General features: G+C 41.6%; 22 protein-coding genes. 8 read left to right on the plus strand and 14 right to left on the minus strand.

Annotated features, from left to right (window positions below):
- Positions 1-158: 158 nt before the first annotated feature.
- Positions 159-1,076: a hypothetical protein gene (locus ACEN82_RS07595; RefSeq protein WP_413322133.1), complete on the plus strand. Its 918-nt coding sequence runs from the start codon at positions 159-161 to the stop codon at positions 1,074-1,076.
- 10 nt (positions 1,077-1,086) lie between these two features.
- On the opposite strand, the gene ACEN82_RS07600 is transcribed toward ACEN82_RS07595, so the two are convergent.
- The 10 genes from ACEN82_RS07600 to ACEN82_RS07645 all read right to left on the minus strand — a co-directional run bounded on the left by ACEN82_RS07600 (position 1,087) and on the right by ACEN82_RS07645 (position 10,699).
- Positions 1,087-1,464, minus strand: a complete 378-nt coding sequence (locus ACEN82_RS07600) for a DMT family transporter (RefSeq protein WP_208102497.1) — start codon at positions 1,462-1,464, stop codon at positions 1,087-1,089.
- Positions 1,465-1,471: 7 nt separating this feature from the next.
- Positions 1,472-2,431 carry a sterol desaturase family protein gene (locus ACEN82_RS07605; RefSeq protein ID WP_413322132.1) on the minus strand — a complete coding sequence of 320 codons (960 nt, stop codon included), beginning with the start codon at positions 2,429-2,431 and terminating at the stop codon, positions 1,472-1,474.
- Positions 2,431-3,873 (minus strand): N-acetylneuraminate synthase family protein, encoded by a 1,443-nt coding sequence (locus tag ACEN82_RS07610; protein WP_413322131.1) that lies wholly within the window; start codon positions 3,871-3,873, stop codon positions 2,431-2,433. Before ACEN82_RS07610 ends, ACEN82_RS07605 begins: the two co-directional genes overlap by 1 nt.
- A gap of 15 nt (positions 3,874-3,888) precedes the next feature.
- On the minus strand, positions 3,889-4,692 hold the full coding sequence (locus tag ACEN82_RS07615; RefSeq protein ID WP_413322130.1) for an SDR family oxidoreductase: 804 nt from the start codon (positions 4,690-4,692) through the stop codon (positions 3,889-3,891).
- Between the two features lie 3 nt (positions 4,693-4,695).
- Entirely contained in the window at positions 4,696-6,036 is a 1,341-nt protein-coding gene (locus ACEN82_RS07620; RefSeq protein WP_413322129.1) for an aminotransferase class III-fold pyridoxal phosphate-dependent enzyme, read from the minus strand.
- 11 nt (positions 6,037-6,047) lie between these two features.
- Complete coding sequence (locus ACEN82_RS07625) at positions 6,048-6,986, minus strand: transketolase family protein (RefSeq protein WP_413322128.1); 939 nt, start codon at positions 6,984-6,986, stop codon at positions 6,048-6,050.
- 1 nt (position 6,987) lies between these two features.
- Entirely contained in the window at positions 6,988-7,854 is an 867-nt protein-coding gene (locus ACEN82_RS07630; RefSeq protein WP_413322127.1) for a transketolase, read from the minus strand.
- Positions 7,855-7,861: 7 nt separating this feature from the next.
- A complete protein-coding gene (locus ACEN82_RS07635; RefSeq protein ID WP_413322126.1) occupies positions 7,862-8,689 on the minus strand; it encodes a cytidylyltransferase domain-containing protein in 828 nt (275 codons plus the stop codon).
- Positions 8,690-8,698: 9 nt separating this feature from the next.
- Positions 8,699-9,763 carry a hypothetical protein gene (locus ACEN82_RS07640; protein ID WP_413322125.1) on the minus strand — a complete coding sequence of 355 codons (1,065 nt, stop codon included), beginning with the start codon at positions 9,761-9,763 and terminating at the stop codon, positions 8,699-8,701.
- A 636-nt stretch (positions 9,764-10,399) separates the two neighbouring features.
- Positions 10,400-10,699: a hypothetical protein gene (locus ACEN82_RS07645; RefSeq protein ID WP_176627528.1), complete on the minus strand. Its 300-nt coding sequence runs from the start codon at positions 10,697-10,699 to the stop codon at positions 10,400-10,402.
- A gap of 342 nt (positions 10,700-11,041) precedes the next feature.
- Between ACEN82_RS07645 and ACEN82_RS07650 the strand changes: the two genes are divergently transcribed.
- The 3 genes from ACEN82_RS07650 to ACEN82_RS07660 all read left to right on the plus strand — a co-directional run bounded on the left by ACEN82_RS07650 (position 11,042) and on the right by ACEN82_RS07660 (position 14,990).
- Positions 11,042-13,615 carry a BamA/TamA family outer membrane protein gene (locus tag ACEN82_RS07650; RefSeq protein WP_413322124.1) on the plus strand — a complete coding sequence of 858 codons (2,574 nt, stop codon included), beginning with the start codon at positions 11,042-11,044 and terminating at the stop codon, positions 13,613-13,615.
- A gap of 90 nt (positions 13,616-13,705) precedes the next feature.
- Positions 13,706-14,404: a head GIN domain-containing protein gene (locus ACEN82_RS07655; RefSeq protein WP_413322123.1), complete on the plus strand. Its 699-nt coding sequence runs from the start codon at positions 13,706-13,708 to the stop codon at positions 14,402-14,404.
- Between the two features lie 112 nt (positions 14,405-14,516).
- Positions 14,517-14,990 (plus strand): hypothetical protein, encoded by a 474-nt coding sequence (locus tag ACEN82_RS07660; RefSeq protein ID WP_413322122.1) that lies wholly within the window; start codon positions 14,517-14,519, stop codon positions 14,988-14,990.
- A gap of 140 nt (positions 14,991-15,130) precedes the next feature.
- On the opposite strand, the gene ACEN82_RS07665 is transcribed toward ACEN82_RS07660, so the two are convergent.
- Positions 15,131-15,637 carry a hypothetical protein gene (locus ACEN82_RS07665; protein WP_354483874.1) on the minus strand — a complete coding sequence of 169 codons (507 nt, stop codon included), beginning with the start codon at positions 15,635-15,637 and terminating at the stop codon, positions 15,131-15,133.
- A 239-nt stretch (positions 15,638-15,876) separates the two neighbouring features.
- Here ACEN82_RS07665 and ACEN82_RS07670 point away from each other — a divergent pair, with 239 nt between their 5' ends.
- A complete protein-coding gene (locus ACEN82_RS07670; protein WP_413322121.1) occupies positions 15,877-16,299 on the plus strand; it encodes a hypothetical protein in 423 nt (140 codons plus the stop codon).
- Between the two features lie 26 nt (positions 16,300-16,325).
- On the opposite strand, the gene ACEN82_RS07675 is transcribed toward ACEN82_RS07670, so the two are convergent.
- A complete protein-coding gene (locus ACEN82_RS07675; protein WP_413322120.1) occupies positions 16,326-16,991 on the minus strand; it encodes a response regulator in 666 nt (221 codons plus the stop codon).
- A gap of 356 nt (positions 16,992-17,347) precedes the next feature.
- A complete protein-coding gene (locus tag ACEN82_RS07680; RefSeq protein WP_413319232.1) occupies positions 17,348-17,758 on the minus strand; it encodes a nuclear transport factor 2 family protein in 411 nt (136 codons plus the stop codon).
- Positions 17,759-17,899: 141 nt separating this feature from the next.
- On the opposite strand from ACEN82_RS07680, the gene ACEN82_RS07685 reads away from it, so the two are divergent.
- From ACEN82_RS07685 to argS, 3 genes are all read left to right on the plus strand, one after another.
- Positions 17,900-18,328: a DUF1801 domain-containing protein gene (locus tag ACEN82_RS07685; protein WP_413319230.1), complete on the plus strand. Its 429-nt coding sequence runs from the start codon at positions 17,900-17,902 to the stop codon at positions 18,326-18,328.
- A 12-nt stretch (positions 18,329-18,340) separates the two neighbouring features.
- Positions 18,341-19,036 carry an ankyrin repeat domain-containing protein gene (locus tag ACEN82_RS07690; RefSeq protein WP_413319228.1) on the plus strand — a complete coding sequence of 232 codons (696 nt, stop codon included), beginning with the start codon at positions 18,341-18,343 and terminating at the stop codon, positions 19,034-19,036.
- Between the two features lie 268 nt (positions 19,037-19,304).
- The gene (gene argS / locus ACEN82_RS07695; protein WP_413319226.1) at positions 19,305-21,233 is read left to right on the plus strand and encodes an arginine--tRNA ligase; all 1,929 of its coding nucleotides are present in this window, start codon (positions 19,305-19,307) and stop codon (positions 21,231-21,233) included.
- 122 nt (positions 21,234-21,355) lie between these two features.
- Here argS and ACEN82_RS07700 read toward each other — a convergent pair whose 3' ends face one another.
- On the minus strand, positions 21,356-21,646 hold the full coding sequence (locus tag ACEN82_RS07700) for a YXWGXW repeat-containing protein (protein WP_091162580.1): 291 nt from the start codon (positions 21,644-21,646) through the stop codon (positions 21,356-21,358).
- Positions 21,647-21,664: the final 18 nt, after the last annotated feature.

Below are 21,664 nucleotides of genomic sequence, written 5' to 3' on the forward strand. Positions count from 1 at the left end.
AATTTAAGAGAGCAATCTGGAGGAATATGGTACGGGCAAAACAACTTGATTTTAATTGAAACAAACTTGAATGGGTTTGAACCGGTGTTTGTAATTAACCACCGCTAACTTTGTTTTGCAGATAGTAAATCCAATAAAATAAACATAACCATTTTACCATGAGAATTTTAATTTTCCTGCTTGTGTTGTGCTGCTTTTATAGCTGTGCAAGCGCTCAAAGCAATTTTTTCAATAGCAAGGACGCTTACCTTGGACAGCCGCGTCCCAATGATACTCCTCGTGTTTTTGCTAAACAAATGTTGGTGCCCGATAGTGGCATAGCCATGGGGCGGTCGGCCTTTTCTGCAAATGGCAAGGAGTTCTATTACGGCAACTCCATACACTGGTTTAATGCAAAAGGTAATAAGATCCGTTATTTTAAATATGATGATAACAGATGGCAAGGCCCTTTTGTACTTAACTATGATTATAGCACACCAACTTTTTCTGTTGATGGCAGGAGCATGTACTTTGCAGGCAAAGGCGATGGTAAACATTCATATGTTTGGATATCACATCGCAACAAAGACGGTTGGACAGATCCATCTGTATTTCTGAAAAAGGGTTATGGCCTTTACAATTTTATGCCGACCAACAGCGGAACTTTTTATGTAGGTAGTAACGGTGATAAGGGCAACGTAAGGGACTATAGTGCTTACGATTTCTGCGCGCTTACCATCTCCAAAACAGATACAGTTATTAAAAGCTTAGGACCGGTTATCAATACACCGGCATTCGACGGCGATTTCTATGTAGCGCCCGATGAGTCATATATGATCATCAGCTATAAGGAAAAGCCAGATTACGAATGTGAGCTCGGGATCACTTTTCGTAAGCCCGATCATAGCTGGACAGCACCGTTAAACCTTGGTCCGCTGATTAACGATGGTGATGCACACCGTTGGGGCGAATATGTTACCCCTGATGGCAAATACCTGATTTATACCAAAGGCACCAGTGAAAAAGATTGTTGCCTTTATTGGGTACGGTTTGATACTTTGAAGGCAAAACTAAAAAAGGAGGCGTTGGGTAAATAACTCGCCAGGCTTACTTTATTTCCGGTCCATAAAATTTCAAACCTAAAACACCTGTCATTATCAGTAGCATGAAAAATATTTCCACGTAGGAGAGGCGCTGATTTAAAAACGAAACCTCTACTAATTTAATCAGGATGAGGGTTACCGCTGTCCATACAGCATATGCTACGGCGGTTGGCACCAGTTTTATAGCCAATGAGAAGAAATAGATATTGCCGATGCCAAAAACAATATAGCCAACAAAAGGTAACCAAACAGGCAGGCCATGTTGCAGGCTTAAAACAGAATTAAGACGAAGTGCCTTCAGATCGCTGAATTTCATGAATTTTAGCGAGAATGTCCAGGCCGCTTCAAATGCGGCTGCGATTAAAATATATAGCCAGGCCAATATGTTGTTAGTTTTGTTGTAGTACGTTTTCTTGTTCGGATACTAAGGTAACGGGTTGCTGCTCAATCTCCAATTTAGGTGCATTGTTTATTTTAACAGGAAGTAAAGTTTTCATCCAATTCATAAACCGTGGCCGCAGGTGATAATACCAGTTGAACCAGCGGTATTTAAGCAGATTTTTTTCGTCAAAGCGTTTTACGCTGAAGGCGTGCTGTAAAAAGTAATCTTTGGGGTAATCATAATAAAGGCCCCAGTTTTCGGGCTTGTTGCCAGGCGTGTGGCCAGGATCGTAAGCGGTGCCGAACAGGTAATCCCAAAATGAAAACTTCGTTGCGAAGTTGGCGTGAAAAACTTCCTGGTAATTGGCATGGTGCCATAAATGCAATTGGGGCGAGTTAATGATGTACTTAAGCTTGCCCATGTTTACCTTAATATTGCCGTGTATAAACATGCCGAACATGGCATCTAACATAGCTTTTATCGGTATAACTATTGGGTCTGCACCTAATAAAATAATAGGTGCAAACTCAATAGTTTGATTGATGATGATCTCCATGACGTGCGAACGTGAGCCGGCTAAAAAGTCAACCTCCTTGCCCGAGTGGTGCGCCTCATGAATACGCCAGAAAAATTTATTAGAGTGCTGAAAGCGGTGAAACAAATAAATATAAAGGTCATGCGTAAACAGGAAAAACAATACTTGCAATGTTACAGGCCAGTTACTTATTAAGTGTAGATGCGATAGATCAAAATGCGCCTCTAAAGGCTTAATGATATAATCGAAAATGAGGATTTTTAAAAAATAACTCTGTATTAGTGTATACCACACCAAATCAATCCAAAACCCCTCCCTGAAAAATTTCAAGCCTTTTCTGTAAGGCGATATTCGTTCCCAGGCAATGATGAATCCTATCCAGCAAAAAAGGATAATAGATGTAATTATGGTGGTTAGTTTTTCCGGAGACATTATGATTTAACGCTTGGTTTCTCTTTATATTCGTCGCTGATGTTTACCCTTAAACGTTTCATCGGTGCAAGTTCTGATTCGTAAACACGTTTTTCACCGTCACCTGCTGCGGTTTCCACATCCCTGATATCACGTACTAAGCGCTGAAAACCTTGTGGTTCAACAGACGCTGCATGGTCAGACCCCCACATGGCACGGTCGAGCGTAAAGTGGCGCTCAACAAAGGTTGCGCCCATAGCTACTGCACCTACGGTAGTTGCCAAACCTGTTTCGTGGCCCGAATAGCCGATAGGGATGCCCGGATATTTATTCTCCAGCGTCTGGATCATTTTAAGGTTAAGCTCATGCGGAGGGCATGGATAAGCTGAAGTTGAATGAGCAATAAACAGTGGATAGTTTTCATCAAAGGCATTGATATAATCCATAGTTGTTTCGATCTCTTTCATGGTCGACATACCGGTTGAAAGCATTAACGGTTTGCCGGTTTCAAGGATACGCTGGATCAGGGCAAAGTCAGTTAATGACGCCGACGCCAGTTTGTATAGGATGGTATCAAACTGCTCCATAAAATCAACAGATGGTGCGTCCCAGGCAGATACAAACCAGTCGATCCCTACTTTTTTGCAATATTGGTCGATGGTTGCATATTCGGCTATGCCAAATTCGGTTTTACGTTTGTAGTCGATATAGGTAATGCGGCCCCATGGGGTGTCACGCATAATTTCCCACTGATCGCGCGGCACGCAAATTTCAGGTGTGCGTTTTTGAAATTTAACCGCATCGGCTTTAGCTGCTACAGCCTCATCAATTAATTTCTTACAAATATCAAGTGAACCATTGTGGTTGATGCCAATTTCGGCAATGATATAGCTTGGCTGGCCTTTGCCAATTACCCGGCCGTTTTGTAAAGTAATGGTGCCGTTTCTTTTACCCGATAAATATTTATCGTTTTTGGCTTCGATAATCAATTCGGCAAATTCCCGGAAGCACCCGTCGCCACCATTTAATGAACTTACAAAATCAACCTGTGCTTTAACGTGCGGTAAAGCATCTGCTGGAGAGGCGGTAAGACCGGCCAGTTTCATCACTTCAAGGTCGTTATAATCATCACCAATAAAAGCAACTTCGTTAGGTTGCAGCTCTAAGCGGTTGCAAATCTCTTTAAAAGCACCTACTTTATCTTTTATACCTAAATGCAGTTCGGTGATCTGTAATTTCTCAGCTCTTTTAATTAATGACGGCGAGTTTTCGCCGGTAATAATACCAGTATTTACATCAGCAAATTTGCGAAGGCGTTCAACCCCCATACCATCGCGCATGCTGAATTTTTTTAAAAGCTCGCCGTCGTGATTGTAGTATACTCCGGCATCTGTTAAAACCCCATCGTTGTCGGTAAGCAATAATTTAATGCCGGCCGCTTTTTGTTTTAAAATCTCGTTCATAATAGTTGGTTTAAATTAAATAGCTGTCCACCCCCCGTCTACAACCAGGTTAGCGCCGGTCATATAAGCCGATGCCTCGCTGGCCAGGAATATAAGCGCGCCCTGATAGTCTGATGCTTTGGCCATACGGCCTAATAAAGTTTTTGCTGAATAGTTGCCAATAAAATCTTCGGTTTGCCCGGCTTCAACACCACCCGGAGAAAGGGTATTTACCCTTACACCCGTATGACCCCAATAGGCGGCCAAAAAGCGGGTGAAATTAATAATAGCGCCCTTGGTTACCGGGTAGGCAGCCGACTTGTAAAAAGTTTGCTGACCGCGCGAATCGCGGTAAATGCTTTGATCGGGCCCAACCATGCCATATGTTGATGCTATGTTGACGATACTACCGCTGCGTTGCAAGGCCATATGCGTACCAAATACCTGTGAGCATAAGAATACGCCGGTAACATTTACATTGAGCGATTGCTGAAAAGCCTCCAACGGATAGTTTTCAAACGCAGATAACTCCTTGGCCATGGCCGGGTTCTCGAACTTATCGTTAATGGCGGCGTTGTTTACCAATACATCTACCGAATCATATTTATCAAGTGCTGCGTTGAGCGCATCAATTAATGATTCCTTGCTGGTTACATCAACGCCCAGACCTAAATGGTTATCGCCCAGTTGTGCGGCAAATGCCCTGGTTGCTTCGGCGTTTATGTCGGCTACTATTACGTTTGCACCTGCTGCTACAAGGGCCTCACAATGTTTACGACCGATGAGCCCTAAAGCACCCGTAACAACCGCAGTTTTCCCTTTTAATGAAAACAGGTCCATGATTTAGGCTATGCTTTTAGGTTTAATGTTATAATTGCTCACCTTACGAAAAACGGCCTCTAATACTTCGCCTTTTAGTTGATCTTTTATATTACCGCTTTCGATGGCTGCTTTTAGCAATGGCAATACATCGCGGTAAGCAGCAAGGATGTAGTCGATATCTTCGGTGCTATGGCTGTAGCACATATTGTGGAAGCCGGCCCAAAGTACGCCGCGCTTTATCATTTCCTGCTGCATGAAGGTTTTTACTTCCAATCCATTACCTGCATCGGGAGTAAAGGTCACCATGCTGCGACAGTTAAAACCAACGCAACGTGTGTATTTGTCAACGCCCAACTCAATGGCAAGGCTGTTGTAGCCATCTTTTAAAAGTGCACCATGTTCGTCAAGGTATTGTGGTACCTTTTTATCGCGAAGCTCATTGATCGTAGCGATGCAAGCCGCTAATGATAAAGCCTCGCCGCCAAAGGTTGTATAGCTGAATACTTCAGAGTTGAACAACTCCATCACATCGGCACGGCCTGTTAACAATGCTATTGGCATACCGTTGGCACATGCTTTTGAAAACACAGCCAAATCAGCTTTAACATTGAAATACTCCTGCGCGCCACCAACTGCTACACGGAAGCCTGTCCACATTTCGTCAAAAATGAGCAGGGTGCCATTAGCTTTGCAAACTTCTGCCAGTTCCTGCAGATAGCCCGGTTTCGGTGCCTCAAAAATGAAAGGCTCCAGTATAAGGGCAGCAACTGTTTCATCCAAAGCTGCTTTTACTGATTCAATGTCATTATATTCAAAAGTGTAAGTTAAATCCTGGATAGCTTCAGGCACACCCGAGTTGCGACTGGTGATACCAATATACCAGTCGTGCCAGCCATGGTAACCACAGCAAAATACCTTATCGCGACCAGTAAATGCACGTGCTACGCGGATAGCTGCTGAACAAACGTCGGCTCCTGTTTTAGAGATCTTTACCGCTTCAGCATTAGGTACAACCTGTTGTACCAGTTCTGAAAGTTCAACCTCAAGTGGGTGCATCAATGAAAAGGTAATACCATCATTCAATTGCTGACGGATAGCCTCGTCAACAGCAGGGTAGGCATAACCCAAAGAAATAGGGCCGATAGCCGAGTTCAGGTCAATATATTCGTTACCGTCTACATCCCATACATGCGATCCTTTACCTTTTACAAGATATTTTGGCGCTACACCTTTGGTAAATTGACCCGGGCCTTTAGCGAGGGTTTGAGTAACCGGTTTCTGAACTTTTAAAGCGCGTTCGTATAATTTGTCTGACTCGGTAATGTTTGGATAATCGTTGTTAAGGTCTATTTTATTAGCCATGGTCAATATTTTTATTCTGAAAATTCAGGTGTTAAAATTTGTGGTTGGTTGTGGGTAGTTTGGTAGCCCAGTATTTTTTCGGCAATCTGTTTGCCTGTAAAACCTTCGTGCTCCAATACTGATGGAAGCAGTGCCGGCCTGAACCATTTTTCGTTCAGCGCCATAGGCAGTACGTTAGCTGTGGTACGGTGTTTTAATAAAACTTCGGCTACAATGGTGTAAAGACCACCGGTTAAAAAATGGTCTTCAAGCGTAACTACCAGTTTGCTTTGTGCCGATGCTTTCAATATAGCCTGCTCATCAACAGGTTTAAGGCTGCGCATGTTGATCAAACCAACAGAAAGGCCTTCGCTTTTCAGCATTTCAACAGCGATGAGCGCCTGCTCAAATAACAAGCCGTAGGTTAAAATGGTTACATCGCTGCCCTCAGCTGTCACTTCGGCTTTGCCTGGGGTAAAAGGTTCGTGTACGTAAGTGGTTTTGCGTGTGTTGATGCGGGTGTATGCCGGGCTTTTGCTTTCCCAGATCTGAGGCAGCATTTTTACCAGGTCATCTTCATCAGCCGGGGCAAATACGGTTACATTAGGGATGCCACGCATAATCGAGATATCTTCAACAGCCTGGTGGGTAGGGCCATTACCGTCTGATAAAAAACCGGGGATGAATGAGCTCAACTTAACCGGCAAATTGGCGATGCCAACATCGGTACGTACAAACTCAAATGCACGCATGGTTAAAAAAGCGGCAAGCGCGTGTACTACCGGGGTACGGCCACGCAGGGCAAGGCCCGCCGCCGCACCAATCATGGTTTGCTCGGTAATACCGGTATCAATAAAACGTTTGCCTAATATACCGGGCAGGTTACGTACCAGCGCGCGGTTTTCGGCAGTCATTACAATCACTTGCTCGTTGGCAAGGGCTGTTTGGGTTAAAAGTTCTTCGTAACTCATCTTATCGCACCACTAAAGTTTCTGATGTTAATGTTGTTTGATGTTCGCCGTGCAGCTCTAATAAAAGCTGCTGAATCTCGTCTGCATTGAAATTACAAAACCACCTATCTGCACGTTCCTGTATGCTTGGCAGCCCTTTGCCGCGTACGGTATCGGCAATAATTACATTCAGGTTCCCGGCCTGGAAAGGGAAGGCGCCGAAAGCTTGGTCAAGCTCGGCAAAGCTGTGCCCGTTTATTCTTTTAACTGCCGCGCCAAAAGCTTCAAATTTGTCGGCAAGCGGCTCCAGCGGAATCAGGTCTTCCGTACGCACATTGGCCTGGAAATGGTTACGGTCGACCACGAATAGCAGGTTATCTAATTTATAGGCATTAGCTACCAGCATGGCTTCCCAGCAGGTACCTTCGTTCAGTTCGCCATCGCCCAAAATGCAAACAACTTTGTTTGTGCCGCCGCTGATCTTCAAATCCATAGCGACGCCAATAGCTACCGAAGGTAAATGGCCTAATGAGCCTGAGTGGAACTCAATGCCCGGAATTTTGGTGTTTGGGTGCCAGTAAATATGATCATTAAGTAGCAGGTGGTTTTTTAAACGTTCTTTTTCCAATAACCCCAGTTCGGCAAAGGTGCCGTACAAGGCAGGTACATCATGGCCTTTTGACAGAAAAAGGTAATCGCGGTTTGGATCATCAAGATTATCCTTGTTAATGTTTAAAAAGCGGCTATATAAATAAACAATAAGGTCCACCGCCGATAGCGATGCACCTGTAAAACACCCGCCATCGGTAGACATGCGGATGATGTGCTCCCGTACCTTCAGAGCGGTGCCTGTTAATTCCTGGTAATTGTTGTTCTCCACTGTTATCATTCGCTTGTTATAATTCCTGTAAGTTTTTTGAGGGTGCCTGTTTGGTTTGGGCAGATGTAATGGTTTTTAGCTCATCTACATGGTGCCTGTACCAGTTTACCCCGGCATATTGTGCATTGATATTATAGATCTCGGGTTTTTGAGTTAGCAGGTTAAGAATATCATCGCACGAGAAATTATTGTTATCTGCATATAATTCGCGGAATACCCGTTCTATGAAATAATAGTCTTCTGCATAGTCAATCGTAAACCGGTGCGACATGGAATAATCCAAACCGGCAGGCCAGGTTACGTTACCAAGCCTGAATAATTGAGGATTTTCCCATATATAAGGAGTGGTATGCTCCAGTTCCAGCTCCCGGCTTGCTTGTTCCCAAGCTTTGGTGAGGCAATCCATGGTCATGATCTCCACATCGTTGCCATCGGGATATGTAGCCGGGTGCAGGTTGCTTACAAAATCAAAGCTGTTTTGGTTGGCAAAAAAGTAATCCAATACATGGTCCACAATACGCGGGTCAATGAGCGGGCAATCAGAGGGGATCTTTAATACAACATCTGCATTATGCAATTTCGCTGCCTGGTAATGCCTGTCGAGCAGGTTATTCAGACTGCCGCGATAATAAGGGACACCTATGTTGATAGCTTCATTGATGATGATATCATCAGCCGGCGTTTCGGATGTGGCGATGATCACTTCTGCCTCGTGACCGATCATTTTAAGCCGCTCAATCATCCTTGCCAGCAGGCTTTTACCCAATATAGGCAGCATTACCTTACCCGGTAAACGGCTCGAAGCCATGCGGGCCTGTACTACAATTAATATTTTCTGTTTCACGGTAAATGATTACCAGTTAGCTATTAGTTCTTCGGTTAATTGCGTCTCCGGCTTATTAACCTGGTATTTATCCATAGCCGTGTGCGGGTCAAAACTTTTCTTATCGCCATCGTGGTTTAAAAAACCGCGGCAAATGGCAGCGATATTGCTTGCTGATACGCCATCGTTTTGTATCGGTGCAAGTCTTTTAAGCTCATCGACATCAAAAAGTGAATGAACTTTTTTGCCTAAAGCAATACCTGTATAAACTACCGTTGAGTATTGTGTAATAAGCTCACAGCAATTAGCTATCATATGGTTAGTATTGCCTTTACTGTATACCAATGTACCGGCCGGCGTATTGGCGTAGATTTCTTTTTCTGCACGCCCGACATTCTCATTCGGATGAAGTTTAAAGAGCAAAGGGCGGCCATTGGCAATTTTTACCGCTTTTTTAATAAAAGCAATCCTGTTTTCAATGCGGAATGTTTCGCGCATATCAGTAGTGGCTACCATTACATAGTTATGGTGCGGAAAATCATTATTAACATGCTGAACCAGGTTATCATAGTTTGGCATGCCGGTTACCACAATTTTGCGTTCGCTGGTACCTTTACCTGTAAAGTACTGTTTGTAACCTTCTGATGCGGCACAATAGACATCACATATGTTTGACGAACCGTTTAACGAGGTGCTGCCGCAAAGTGTAGGAGGAAGCTTTAGGGCTTTAACAACACTGCTCCAGGGAGTGTAACGATCAATCATCCCTTCCTGCACCCAAATGGTTTTAATGTTGCGCATGCGCGGGGGCACAATCAAATCGGTACAGAATACAACAAGGTCATATTTGTTTTTTTGTGCCCTGAAATCAATTTGTAAAGCATGTTTTTGAAGGTACTCTTCAGAAATGAACCTGAATTTGGTAGAAAGCACTGTGCCGCTAAGCAGGGTAGTTTTATTAATAATGGTATTTAAGGTAGTATTATCAGTAAACAACTGGCTAAACCAGCAGTCAAACTCAGGCAGCTCATTAGCTATCTGGTGCATTTGAGTGGTTTGGTTAATTGAACCGGTAATGAATAATATTTTCTTCATCCTTTTATTTCAATTAGCTTTTTATTCCCGGAATTTTGTTTGTGAAAGGCATTAAGGTATAGACCGATTTTGTATAGATTCTGTAGTTAGCCGTTATGAAAAGAAATTGGCCGGATGACATGGTAATATTGTTAGGTTGAGTAGTTGTCATATCAAATTTCAAAATATTGCATGGCTAATTCTTTACAAAATCCTGATTCAGAATTTAAATAAGAAGTTGCCATATCCGGCTAAAACTTATGATTTGATAAATGTAGGAGGGTAGTTTTTAAATAATGAAAACCCAAAGTTATCAAATCGTTAAGCCGTAATTTTCAGTAAATTATTTATTAACAAACGCGCCGCTCTGTTAATTGCTTTAAACAGAGTGTTATAATGCAGGAGATAAAACTAAAAAACGTAAAATGCAGTAAGGTTAATTGAAATACAAGTTACAATCAATTTACACTATTGCAAAATTTTTCTTACAAACAGTAAATAGATATTATAATTTCTAATTTAACTGGTTTTTTTAATGGGAATGTAATAATAATAAAAGCGTTGCCAGAGGCTCAGCCCGTTTTTAGGTGCATTAAATATTGCAGGACTTTGCAATTGGTGATCATATAAAAGTTTAGCCTATTATAATAGGTGTGGCTAAACCATTACCTTAAATATGATTAAGATAGCGGTAACAAATAATACGATCATCCCAGCCAGGAAAAGGTAATCGGCCACAGCTTCTGACCGGCCACCGGGTTTTATATTTCCCCGGATAGACAGAAAAGAAAGTATACAGCTTAGCATAAAGAAAACAAGTGCTATGGTTACTGTTTCGTCAATATAGGTCCGATCGGACATTTTCAGGAATTTCAATGAGGTAAGTACCACAAAGCACAAGCCCAGTAAATTTGATGCTGCGTTAAGGATGTGTGGCGATTTATCGTTGCGGGTCATACAATCATAAAACTAATAAAATTTAGTATTTAGAGGCTGTTTGCTTTCAAAATCTTTTTCGGTCAATATCAGAACGGTAATAACATAACCGCCTGCCTGATGTGTAAAATGATTACAGATTGATTATTTTTATACCTGTGTAAGAGTTTAAAAGACTATTAAGATAACGGCGATATTGTTGTGTTATTCAGAATCGCCTTTTAAAATAACGATATATCGCTACTTTTTTTGTGCTGATTTTTGTTAAGTATCTGTATTTTAGATGCTTGCGTGTTTGGTATGTCTCTTGTTAACAGTTTAGTTTATTGTATTTTAAGTCCTGCATCTTAAACACATCACCTCATGACAAAAAGGATACTTACTATTTTATTTCTTACGGGCTCGGCAGTGTATGCTAATGCCCAGGCTATAGCGCCATCGGCCTGGCAAAAATTTCCGGATAGCACTGTTGTAAGTGTTCACGCCTCATATGATGATGTAAGCGGGATTCACCGTTGGCTGTTCGGCGAAAACTATCGTAAGGACTGGGCCATGAAAGTGAAGCTTCCGGTTATAAAACTATCGCAAATAAATGGCGGACTATCACCTATTAAACAAGGTGGTGGTATGGAATCAAAGTCGTTACGTTTGGAAGATAAAACCGGCCGCGAGTGGGTATTGCGTAGTGTTGAAAAAACACCGGATAAACTGTTGCCCGAAAATTTGCAGGGTACCTTTGCTGTTGATTGGGTTGGTGATGAATTTAGCGGCCAGCACCCATATTCCGCTTTGATTGTGCCGCCTCTTGCTGAAGTGGCGCGTGTGCCGCATGCTAACCCGGTTATAGGTGTTGTGGCCGAAGATCCCGCACTTGGACAATATAGTAAGTTATTTGTTGGTACCGTATGTTTGATAGAGGAAAGGGAGCCGATTGGTTCATCAGATAATACCCTTAAAATGGAAGGGCAACTGCTTAAAAGCTATGATAACAGGTTGGATGGAGAAGGCTTTTTACGCGCCCGCATGCTTGATCTTTTAATGGGTGATTGGGACAGGCACGAAGATCAATGGCGCTGGGCTGATACTAAAAATGGTAAAGGTAAAACCTATGTTGCTGTACCACGTGACCGTGACCAGGTATTTCATGTTACACAGGGTGTGTTTCCGAGTATTGCAGCCCTGCCATGGATAGATCCCTTACTTGAAGATTTTACAGGGGATATTCCACATGTGAAATATTCTCTTTTTAAAACAAGGTTCATGAAGCAGTATCCGGATGCACAAATAAGCTACGAACGATGGATGCAGATTGCCAATGAATTTGTTAAAGCAGAAACTGATGCGGTGCTTGAAGAAAGTTTAAAACGCCTGCCTGCAGAAAGCTATAAATTGAGGCATAAAGAGTTGCTTGCCATATTAAAACAACGCCGGGATAATATACCGGCAGCAATGAGTGAGTATTATAAATTCACTAATAGGATAGTGGATATCCGCGCTACTGATAAAAGCGAACTGATCACCGTTGCCGATGCGCCCGACAAGGCTATGCGTATAACAATTAATAAACTGAATAAAGATGGCGAAACCAAAGATCAGTTTATGGATATGGTGTACAAGCCCGAAATCACTAAAGAAATAAGATTGTATGTTTCTGCCGGAAATGACCGCATAGTTATTAATAATGCCAATTCGCCCATTAAGTTAAGATTGATTGATAGTGTGGGTAGTAAAACTGTTGAGGTTAAGCAGTCGGCACAAACAATAAAATTTTATGGTCGGCGGGATAGCACCAATTTTACCGGCAACGTTGGCCAATTAAACAAGCATCTTTCAAATGATATCTCAAATACTCAGTTTTTACCCACCAATTTATACAATGTGTGGATGCCGCTTGCCACTGCAGCGTTAAATAAGGATGATGGCTTTTTACTTGGCCTGGGTTTTCAATATACCGGTCATGATGGTTTCAGGAAATTGCCTTATTCAACATTACAGCAGGTAATGATCACCCATTCGTTTGCTACGGATGCTTTCAGGATCAAATACCGGGGGGAATGGATAGATGCCGTTGGCAAAGCTGATTTTACTATGCAGGCCAACATCCAGTCGCCTGATAATACGGTGAACTTTTTTGGCCTGGGTAATGAAAGCCCGTTAAATAAATTTCCTGGTTATCGTACTTACTACCGTACACGGTATGATATTTATCAGTTTGATCCGGCTTTACGCTGGCATACGGGCAAGAACAGCGATATCAGTGTTGGTCCGTCATTTCAATATTATCATCTCAATCTCAATGACAATACCGGGCGGTTCATCAATCAAACATCGCTCATCAATTCTTACGATAGCTTAACAGTTGGGAAAAATAAAGCTCATCTTGGCGCACTGATCAATTATATCACAAATCAACGTGATAATAACATCCTGCCTACAAAGGGCTACTATTTTACTGTAACGGTACAAGGTTATGAAGGACTTAACAGTTATTCCAAATCTTTTGTACAGATTAAGCCAGAGTTTACTTTCTATCAAAAACTAACCCCTGGCGGTGCTATTGTATTATCTGATCGTGTTGGTGGCGGTGTAAGTTTTGGAAAGCCGGCCTTTTATCAATCAATGTTTTTGGGCGGACAAGGCAACCTATTGGGGTATCTGCAAAACCGGTTTGCAGGCAAGCATATCGTGTTCAATAATTTACAGGCAAGGGTTAAACTTGCTGATATAGCCAGCTATATTTTACCTGGCCAGTTGGGTTTGGTAGGCTTTTATGATACGGGGCGTGTTTGGATAGAAGATGAGCATTCGGATAAGTGGCATACCGGTACCGGCGGCGGGTTATATTTTGCACCGGCAAGTTTAACAGTATTGCAATTGCTGGCCGGTCATTCAAGTGAGGGCTGGTATCCTTACATATCGCTTAACTTCAGGTTGTAGTGAATCTTTGCCGAAGTTGGTAGAGATAAAAAAATCAAAAAAATTGCAACGTTTTTTTTGAAAAAGCGTCATATTCTTAAACACGCGATCATGAAAAAACTAATCTTCTCACTTATGGCTTCGTTACTAACGGTTTCGGTAGCCTTTAATGCTTCTGCCCAAACTGTAACCCGCAACGTATCGGGTTATAACGGTATTGCCTGTGGTGGCCCATTTAACGTATTTATTAAAATTGATGGAACCGAAAGCCTGAAACTTGATGTTGATGCCAATGTAGTTGATGATATTAAAACTGAAGTAGAAAACGGCATATTAAAAGTTGAATTTAAAGATCACTGGAAAAACCACCGCAATATGCAACGCGCCAACATTTATATCACCGCCAAAAGCCTTGGATACCTTGCTAACAGCGGTTCAGGAAATGCAACTGTTGATGGTACAATGACCGCCGAAAATGCCAAAATTGCGTTAAGCGGTTCGGGGAATATTAAAACTGCCGTTAAATCAGGTACTTTGGATCTGAAAATCAGCGGATCGGGCTCAATTGATGTTAATGGCAGTACAGGTATGGCCGACTGCCGTATTTCAGGTTCGGGAGAGATCAACGGTAAATCATTAAGAACTGAAACTGTTGAAGCTTCAATTGCAGGTTCAGGAAATATTAATTTGATTGCCAGTAAAACAGTTTCTGCGCGTATTTCTGGTTCAGGAAGTGTTGTATATTCCGGTACCGCAACAATTGGTACAACCCGTTACGCAGGATCAGGCAGGGTTAGCAAAGCTGATTAAAACCTGGTTAACTTACTATATCGAAAGACTGCTTCTTCCGAGCGGTCTTTTTTTGTTATTAGTGTAGCGAATTAAAAGTTTCTATCGTACGGATAGGTAAAACCTTCACTTTATGATTAAGCCTGTATTGATATTTAAGAATTTAACTGTTTGCCTGTTGCTATCGGTTTTGTTTTCTCTTGGCGCCTGTAAAAAAGACAAGGCGCAGCAACCCGTCAAAAAAAATACATCCCTTTTTGGCCAGTGGTATATTCCGGTTAAAGAGGGGGAACAAGCGCGTTATTTAGTATTCTCGTCGGATAGTACTTTTATTTTGGCTGATGTAACTTATAAAAATGGTAATTCAACAACGGTTCAGTACACTGGGAAATTTCATACTAAAGGAGATGGATTAAACATTGTTATCGAAAAAAAAATCGTAAGTGAAGGTAGTAATGTTATCAGTACCGACCCTTCTAACGCTCAATTTTATACCAATTCGGCGTTTGTTGTCGACAATTATAAATTGACCATAAACTATAAAGACAATACCGGGGCTGCTATGAAAAGTATTTTTTCGATGGTACTTCAGGATAAAGTTATTTGATTTAGTTTTGTTTTTTAAGCACCCCGGTCGGGGTGCTTTTTTGTTTATACTTTATTAATTCCGCCGGCCACACGTTGAGCCTAACGAATACATGATTCCCTTGCTTAAATTATCGGCATAAGTGCCGGCGAAATATCAATTCACATAGCTGGAGTAAACCCTTTGCGTTGGCCCTTTAGTTTAATCGCCTGGTATATCATAATCAGAATAAATAACACCAGCATGATCAAAAGTCCCATTTTTACTACGGGAGAGTCTGGTCCTTCAGCCAGTGGTTGTTCAACCGGAAGTCTGGTGAGCGTTTCAACTACAGCAGGTACTAATGAGAAAAATAAGGTGGCTGTCATGCCTATAGTTTGTACATAATCGGCCTTGCTGCCAAAAATGCGCAGGGAGGGGGCATAGTAAACAACAGGCAATAATATTAAAATAAGAAACGAAAGGTTGTGGGCACTGCTCAGGTGACCGGTTTTCATAACCAAAAATGAGGATAAACAGGCCAGCACGGTAAAAACACCGTAAAGCCTGCCGTTTTTTGTTTTAGGGGCGATTTTCCCGTCCTGAAACAATGCAATAAAACCGATGGCAACTCCCACAAGACTTATGGCTGTATGAATAACTCCTAATGTTGATAAATGATTTGGCATAACAGTGATTTTTAAGGTTAATAATATTTTGAAAAGTGATTTGCTTAAGAATAAACAGGTTTTATCAATACTTATGCCTTTTTGTTATATTATTGATAATGAGTTATTTGTAATCTGTTTGACTTTGAAATGACGAAATCTCGTCACGATTTGCCATTACTAACGGAATATAGCAATTGTGAGTTATAAAATAGTAAAACAAACTTATCTGCGGCGTTAAGGTTAGTTAAAATAGTTGCATGCTAAATCTGAAACAAATGTTGAGCATTTATTATAAGATCTGGGTTGACGCCATTACGCAGGAAAGGGCGAAGAAAGGCGAAGATGGCAAGTATTGGAAGGCATTTACAATTATCCCCATATCTTTGATTCAGGGGGTTAACCTGCTAACATTATTGTTTTTCCTTCGTTTTTTTACTGATATTCCTATCCTTTTTACGCTCGACCTAACCCGGGATAAAGCCATAAATGCTTTCATTGCCGGTTTACTTGTGTTTTTTATCCCCTTTGTGCTATTGAATTACCTGCTTATATTTTACAACAATCGTTATAATAAGTTGATGAACTTATATCCCGCTAAGGATAGTAAGCTCTATCGTAATTATGTTTTAATAAGTTTGGGTATAATAGTGATCCCTTTTGTGCTTAAGCCGATTTTTTAACAAATGGATTGTATTAATAAAATCTTTTAAACGGTTATGATCTGATTTTTGATGGCAAAAAGTACCATGCCCGTTCTTGATTTAAGCCCAAACTTTTGAAATAACGATTCGCGATAATTATCAATAGTATGCGGGCTCAGGTTCATTTCGTCGGCAATTTGCCTGTAGGTGAGCTCAGAGCAGCTTAGTTTCAGAAATATAAGTTCATTGGAGCTAAGCTCTTTGGATTTATCGGCGGGTGTATTTTTATTTTGCATGGTATAAAGCAATTTGCCGCTTACCAGTTCATTTAGATAATAGCCGTGCCTTTGGATAGTTTGCATCGCATAAACTACGTCTCTTATCTTCGATTCCTTAAGCATATAGCCAACAGCCCCGTTCTTAAGCATGTTTATAATCGGTTTATCTTCGTCAGACATGCTTAACGCCAGCACTTTTACTGTAGGGTGATTTTCACGTAACCAGGCCGTAGCTGCGTAACCATCCATTACCGGCATGGTTATATCCATCAATATAATATCAGGTAAGGAGGATTTTTTTAGCTTGCTGATCATATCCTCTCCATTTTCGGCGTCGAAAAGGATATTGATCTCTTTAAAATCGCCCAGTAAGCTGATCATTCCCTGTCTAAATAAGGTATGATTATCAACTATGGCAATTTGTACAGGCCCGGTAAATGTTGAAGTGTGCATTAATATTAGGTGTATATGTTAACTGATATTAATCATATTGCCAAAGTAAAAAAAATAATGAACTTATATTTCATTTTACCATGCCGTTTAAAGCAAAAAAGGGTGGTTTCACCCTTTTTAATTCTTAATTGTTAAGCGAGATTTGGGTTGTTGAAAGAAATATACCCGGCTTTTAGTTTGTACCCCTGATACAATAAATATTCAAGTGCTGCGAAGAGGTGTTGGGATATTGAAATTAAGGTTCAAAACTATATTAACTGAATTTAAGGAAGCCCTAAACCTTTTTACTTAATATTTAATATTGATGTTTAACCCATTATAAGAGCTATCGGCTTTTATAATGGGTTATTTCTTTTTTACAGCCGCCTGTCATCTTCTTTGATGGGCAGATCATTGATGCTGGCATAGCGCTTTTGCATCAGGCCGTTTTCGTCAAACTCCCAGTTCTCGTTGCCATAAGCACGAAACCATTGGCCTTCAGCATTATGATATTCGTACTCAAAACGTACTGCAATACGGTTATCTGTAAAGGCCCACAGTTGTTTTTTTAATTTATAATCGAGTTCTTTTTGCCATTTACGGGTTAAAAATTCCACTACCTGTTCGCGCCCGTTTACAAACTCCGAGCGGTTGCGCCATTCGGTGTCAATGGTGTAAGCTAAAGAAACCCTTGCCGGGTCCTGGCTGTTCCAGGCGTCTTCGGCTAATTGCACTTTTTGGGTGGCTGTTTCAAAGTTAAATGGCGGTAGTGGCAGCTTTTGTTCCATGATGGTAATAATCTGATTTGATATATCAAAGTTAAGACGATGCAGGGTCATTTAATGGTACTATTCAACGTTCCTTTGGTATTATGTTTTCTTTTTTTAAATTTAAATAGACCCTCTTAACCAATTTATTACCTGTTAATCATGAAAGCCAAAAGTACAAAACCAGTTACCCTTGCCGACTCGACAGAGGTAGACAGTTACATGCAAAAGCTTGATCATCCGTTGAAGGAGGTGTTAGGAGCGCTGAGAAAAATTATCCTGGCTATTGACGATGAAATTGGCGAGCATATCAAATGGAATGCACCGAGCTTTTTATATATCGGTGAAATGAAACCCTTTGATCCTAAAGAGTATAAAAGATATATTATCGTTTCGAACGTGTACCAAAAAGATTGTATCAGACTGGTATTCCCCTCAGGGGCAAAGATCAATGATACATCCGGTTTGCTTTCCGGCGATTATGCCGACGGCCGCCGGTTGGCTTTTTTTCACAATATGGAAGAAGTTAAGGCAAAAGAAGAAGCTTTGCGAAACGTTGTGAAAACCTGGTTGACTTTGCTGGATAAATAAAAGGAGAAAGCTATGATCAAATTTATTCAGCACATAAAAGAACTTAACGTTGGAGCTGTTAAAGTGATGATCGAAGAAGACCACGGCTGGCTTACCTGGGCTGAAGACAGCGGTAAAAACGCACTTCATTACCTGTGTGGCATTGAAATCGCCAAACGCCCTGCAAAAGCCGAAGAAAGTTTGACCATGCTTAAGCTATTGCTGGCAAAAGGCATGGATATCAATTCAATCCACCGGATAAAAGAGGAATGCGGCTTTTTTCCGGCCACCCCGCTTTGGTATGCTTATACCCGGGGAAGAAATAAGCTGTTATATGAATATTTGCTGGCTAATGGCGCCAATCCGGAGCATTGCATGTATGCCATAACCTGGTATAATGATGTGGAAGCCGCCGGTCTGTTTAAAAGCTATGGTGCACAAACAGACCCAGGTGCTGGAGATGACAGCCCGTTTATGGCCGCATTCAACTGGAAACGCTTTGAAGTGGCCGAATGGTTTTTAAGCAATGGTGCCGATGTGAATTTTACCGATAAGGACGGGAATGCTGCACTTTTTTATGCGGTGAAACGAAAGTATAAACTGGATCAGATCAGGTTGTTGCTGAAATATGGCGCCGACTTTAATATAGAGAATAAACAGGGGATATCAGCCAGGAAATTGGCAGAGCAAAATAATCAGACCGGGGTTTTGAAGTTGTTTATCTCTTGAATTAAATAATTATTCTTATAATGGATGTCTAAAAAGTGGTGTTGGCCCGGGTCTTTTTTTAATTGTATACAATCAGGTAAGAAATGATTATCGGCATGCTTTTAAGCATGTAGCTCATAACGATGTTTGAATCTCAGTACTCCACAGCTGTGTCCTGTTTGTAGCGCTCATTATAAATTGCTGTTGATTCTGTAGGTGGCTCCTAATCTACATGTAAACATCGCCATTTTAGTATTCGCAATCTGCCCATTTTATTTAATTTTGCCGAATGGATTTTATCATAGAAGCGGCCGTAAAAGCAGTTAAACAATTATATCAGACTGACATTGAACCGGCTGCCGTTAGCATACAGGAAACACGTAAGGAGTTTGAAGGACAAGTAACCATAGTAACCTTCCCGTTCACCAAATTTTCGCGCAAAGGCCCGGAACAAACCGGTGCCGAAATAGGGGAGTTCCTTAAAAACGAATTAAAGGAAGTTGCCTCCTTTAACGTGATTAAAGGTTTCCTTAATCTTTCTATAACCGACGAATACTGGATCGGTCGTTTATATAACAACATTACTTCCGATGATTTTGCGATAGCAAAGCCTAACGGGCAAAAGGTAATGGTAGAGTATTCATCTCCCAATACCAACAAACCACTGCACCTTGGCCATATCCGTAACAACCTGTTGGGTTATTCGGTTGCTGAAATCCTGGCTGCCGATGGTTACGAGGTGATCAAAACCAATCTGGTTAACGACCGCGGGATCCATATCTGTAAATCTATGCTAGCCTGGCAAAAATTCGGTAATGGCGAAACGCCTGAATCTTCGGGCATGAAGGGTGATCACCTGGTAGGTAAATATTACGTGCTATTTGATAAGGAACTGAGAGAGCAGCTTAAACCGGTTTTGAGCGAAGTTTATGAAAAGCATGATCTTTCGGCCTTTAAAGAAAACCAAAAAGCAAAGATTGAAGAATCGTTAGCTACCATAGCTAAGGTAAAAGAAAAAGTTACTCAAACCGACGAAGCAAATCAAAAGCTTATTGGCGAACTGGACGATAAAATTGCCGGCGAAGAAGACAAGATCAAAGAGATAGCCAAAAATGCCACTCCCATCATGATCGAAACCCAGCAGATGCTGCAAAAATGGGAAGCCGGTAATGAAGAGGTGATGAATCTTTGGCGCACCATGAACGGCTGGGTGTACGCCGGTTTTGCTGAAACTTACAAGCAACTGGGTGTTGATTTTGATAAATACTATTACGAATCCAACACTTACCTGTTAGGTAAAGATATTATTGAAGAAGGACTTGCAAAGGGCGTATTCTTTAAAAAAGCCGATAACTCTGTATGGATAGACCTAACCTCAGAGGGGCTTGACGAAAAGTTGGTACTTCGTGGTGACGGCACTTCAGTTTATATTACCCAGGACATGGGTACCGCACAATTGAAGTACAACGATTATCATATGGATAAATCCATTTATGTTGTGGGTAACGAACAGGATTACCACTTTAAGGTGCTGTTTCTGATCTTACAAAAATTAGGTAAAACAGGTGCGGATGGATTGTTCCACCTATCATATGGTATGGTCGACCTTCCTTCGGGCAAAATGAAATCGCGCGAGGGCACGGTTGTGGATGCCGATGATCTGATGGCCGAGATGGAGACTACAGCTAAAGAACAAACCGAAGCCATGGGTAAGGTTGATGCCTTTAGCGAAGAAGATAAGGTTGCGTTATATCATACTATTGGTATGGGCGCGCTTAAATACTTTCTGTTAAAAGTTGATCCTAAAAAACGTTTGTTGTTTGATCCTAATGAATCGGTAGATTTTCAGGGGCACACAGGACCGTTTATTCAATATACCCACGCCCGGATTAAGTCGGTATTAAGCAGGGCTGATTATCAGGTTGGAATTAAACCGACTGTAACTGAACTGGCAGGCGTTGAACGCGATTTAATTGTACTGCTTGATAAATACCCCGAAACGGTTAAAGAAGCAGCAAAAGGTTATAGCCCGGCAGTAATAGCCAACTATGTATATGAGCTTGCTAAAACATATAACAAGTTCTATCATGAAAAGTCGATCTTACAGGCTGAAGATGAGGATTCAAAACAATTCCGTTTGGCCTTATCGGCATCATCAGCCAAAGTGATCAACAAGGGGATGAAGCTTTTAGGTATTGAAGTGCCTGAGAGGATGTAAAGCCCCCTAACCCCCTAAAGGGGGAACAATGATTGTTAACTAAAAAGCCCCGGGTAAAAATAATAATACCTGGGGCTTCCTGATTTTATAACTCCCCCTTTAGGGGGCTGGGGGGCGAGGCTTTACCTCCAATATCCCCTTACCCAAACATATCCCCGATTGGTTGGTTGCCAATGTCCCTGAACATATACCCGGTTATATCTTGGCCTTGCATAAAAGCCCTGGCGGTAAACGTAATGGTTACCGCGCCAAACCCATTCGCCGGGTACCCAGACCGCATTAGGGTAGGGTGCTACCGGGCGAACATAAACCGGTTCAACCGGCTGCTCGGTTACATATGCCTGACTTGAGCATGATGCAAATAATGAGCCTGTTAAGGCGAGTACTATTCCTAATTTAGCAATGGTTTTCATTTCAGATGTTTTTAGTTG

This window comes from Mucilaginibacter sp. Mucisp73 (assembly GCF_059491465.1).

Bases quoted from the DNA above. Each gene is read 5' to 3' on its own strand.
- ACEN82_RS07595 (WP_413322133.1), top strand. From the start codon at position 159: ATGAGAATTTTAATTTTCCTGCTTGTGTTGTGCTGCTTTTATAGCTGT.
- ACEN82_RS07605 (WP_413322132.1), bottom strand. From the start codon at position 2,431: ATGTCTCCGGAAAAACTAACCACCATAATTACATCTATTATCCTTTTT.
- ACEN82_RS07610 (WP_413322131.1), bottom strand. From the start codon at position 3,873: ATGAACGAGATTTTAAAACAAAAAGCGGCCGGCATTAAATTATTGCTT.
- ACEN82_RS07615 (WP_413322130.1), bottom strand. From the start codon at position 4,692: ATGGACCTGTTTTCATTAAAAGGGAAAACTGCGGTTGTTACGGGTGCT.
- ACEN82_RS07620 (WP_413322129.1), bottom strand. From the start codon at position 6,036: ATGGCTAATAAAATAGACCTTAACAACGATTATCCAAACATTACCGAG.
- ACEN82_RS07625 (WP_413322128.1), bottom strand. From the start codon at position 6,986: ATGAGTTACGAAGAACTTTTAACCCAAACAGCCCTTGCCAACGAGCAA.
- ACEN82_RS07630 (WP_413322127.1), bottom strand. From the start codon at position 7,854: ATGATAACAGTGGAGAACAACAATTACCAGGAATTAACAGGCACCGCT.
- ACEN82_RS07640 (WP_413322125.1), bottom strand. From the start codon at position 9,763: ATGAAGAAAATATTATTCATTACCGGTTCAATTAACCAAACCACTCAA.
- ACEN82_RS07645 (WP_176627528.1), bottom strand. From the start codon at position 10,699: ATGACCCGCAACGATAAATCGCCACACATCCTTAACGCAGCATCAAAT.
- ACEN82_RS07650 (WP_413322124.1), top strand. From the start codon at position 11,042: ATGACAAAAAGGATACTTACTATTTTATTTCTTACGGGCTCGGCAGTG.
- ACEN82_RS07655 (WP_413322123.1), top strand. From the start codon at position 13,706: ATGAAAAAACTAATCTTCTCACTTATGGCTTCGTTACTAACGGTTTCG.
- ACEN82_RS07660 (WP_413322122.1), top strand. From the start codon at position 14,517: ATGATTAAGCCTGTATTGATATTTAAGAATTTAACTGTTTGCCTGTTG.
- ACEN82_RS07665 (WP_354483874.1), bottom strand. From the start codon at position 15,637: ATGCCAAATCATTTATCAACATTAGGAGTTATTCATACAGCCATAAGT.
- ACEN82_RS07670 (WP_413322121.1), top strand. From the start codon at position 15,877: ATGCTAAATCTGAAACAAATGTTGAGCATTTATTATAAGATCTGGGTT.
- ACEN82_RS07675 (WP_413322120.1), bottom strand. From the start codon at position 16,991: ATGCACACTTCAACATTTACCGGGCCTGTACAAATTGCCATAGTTGAT.
- ACEN82_RS07680 (WP_413319232.1), bottom strand. From the start codon at position 17,758: ATGGAACAAAAGCTGCCACTACCGCCATTTAACTTTGAAACAGCCACC.
- ACEN82_RS07685 (WP_413319230.1), top strand. From the start codon at position 17,900: ATGAAAGCCAAAAGTACAAAACCAGTTACCCTTGCCGACTCGACAGAG.
- ACEN82_RS07690 (WP_413319228.1), top strand. From the start codon at position 18,341: ATGATCAAATTTATTCAGCACATAAAAGAACTTAACGTTGGAGCTGTT.
- argS (WP_413319226.1), top strand. From the start codon at position 19,305: ATGGATTTTATCATAGAAGCGGCCGTAAAAGCAGTTAAACAATTATAT.
- ACEN82_RS07700 (WP_091162580.1), bottom strand. From the start codon at position 21,646: ATGAAAACCATTGCTAAATTAGGAATAGTACTCGCCTTAACAGGCTCA.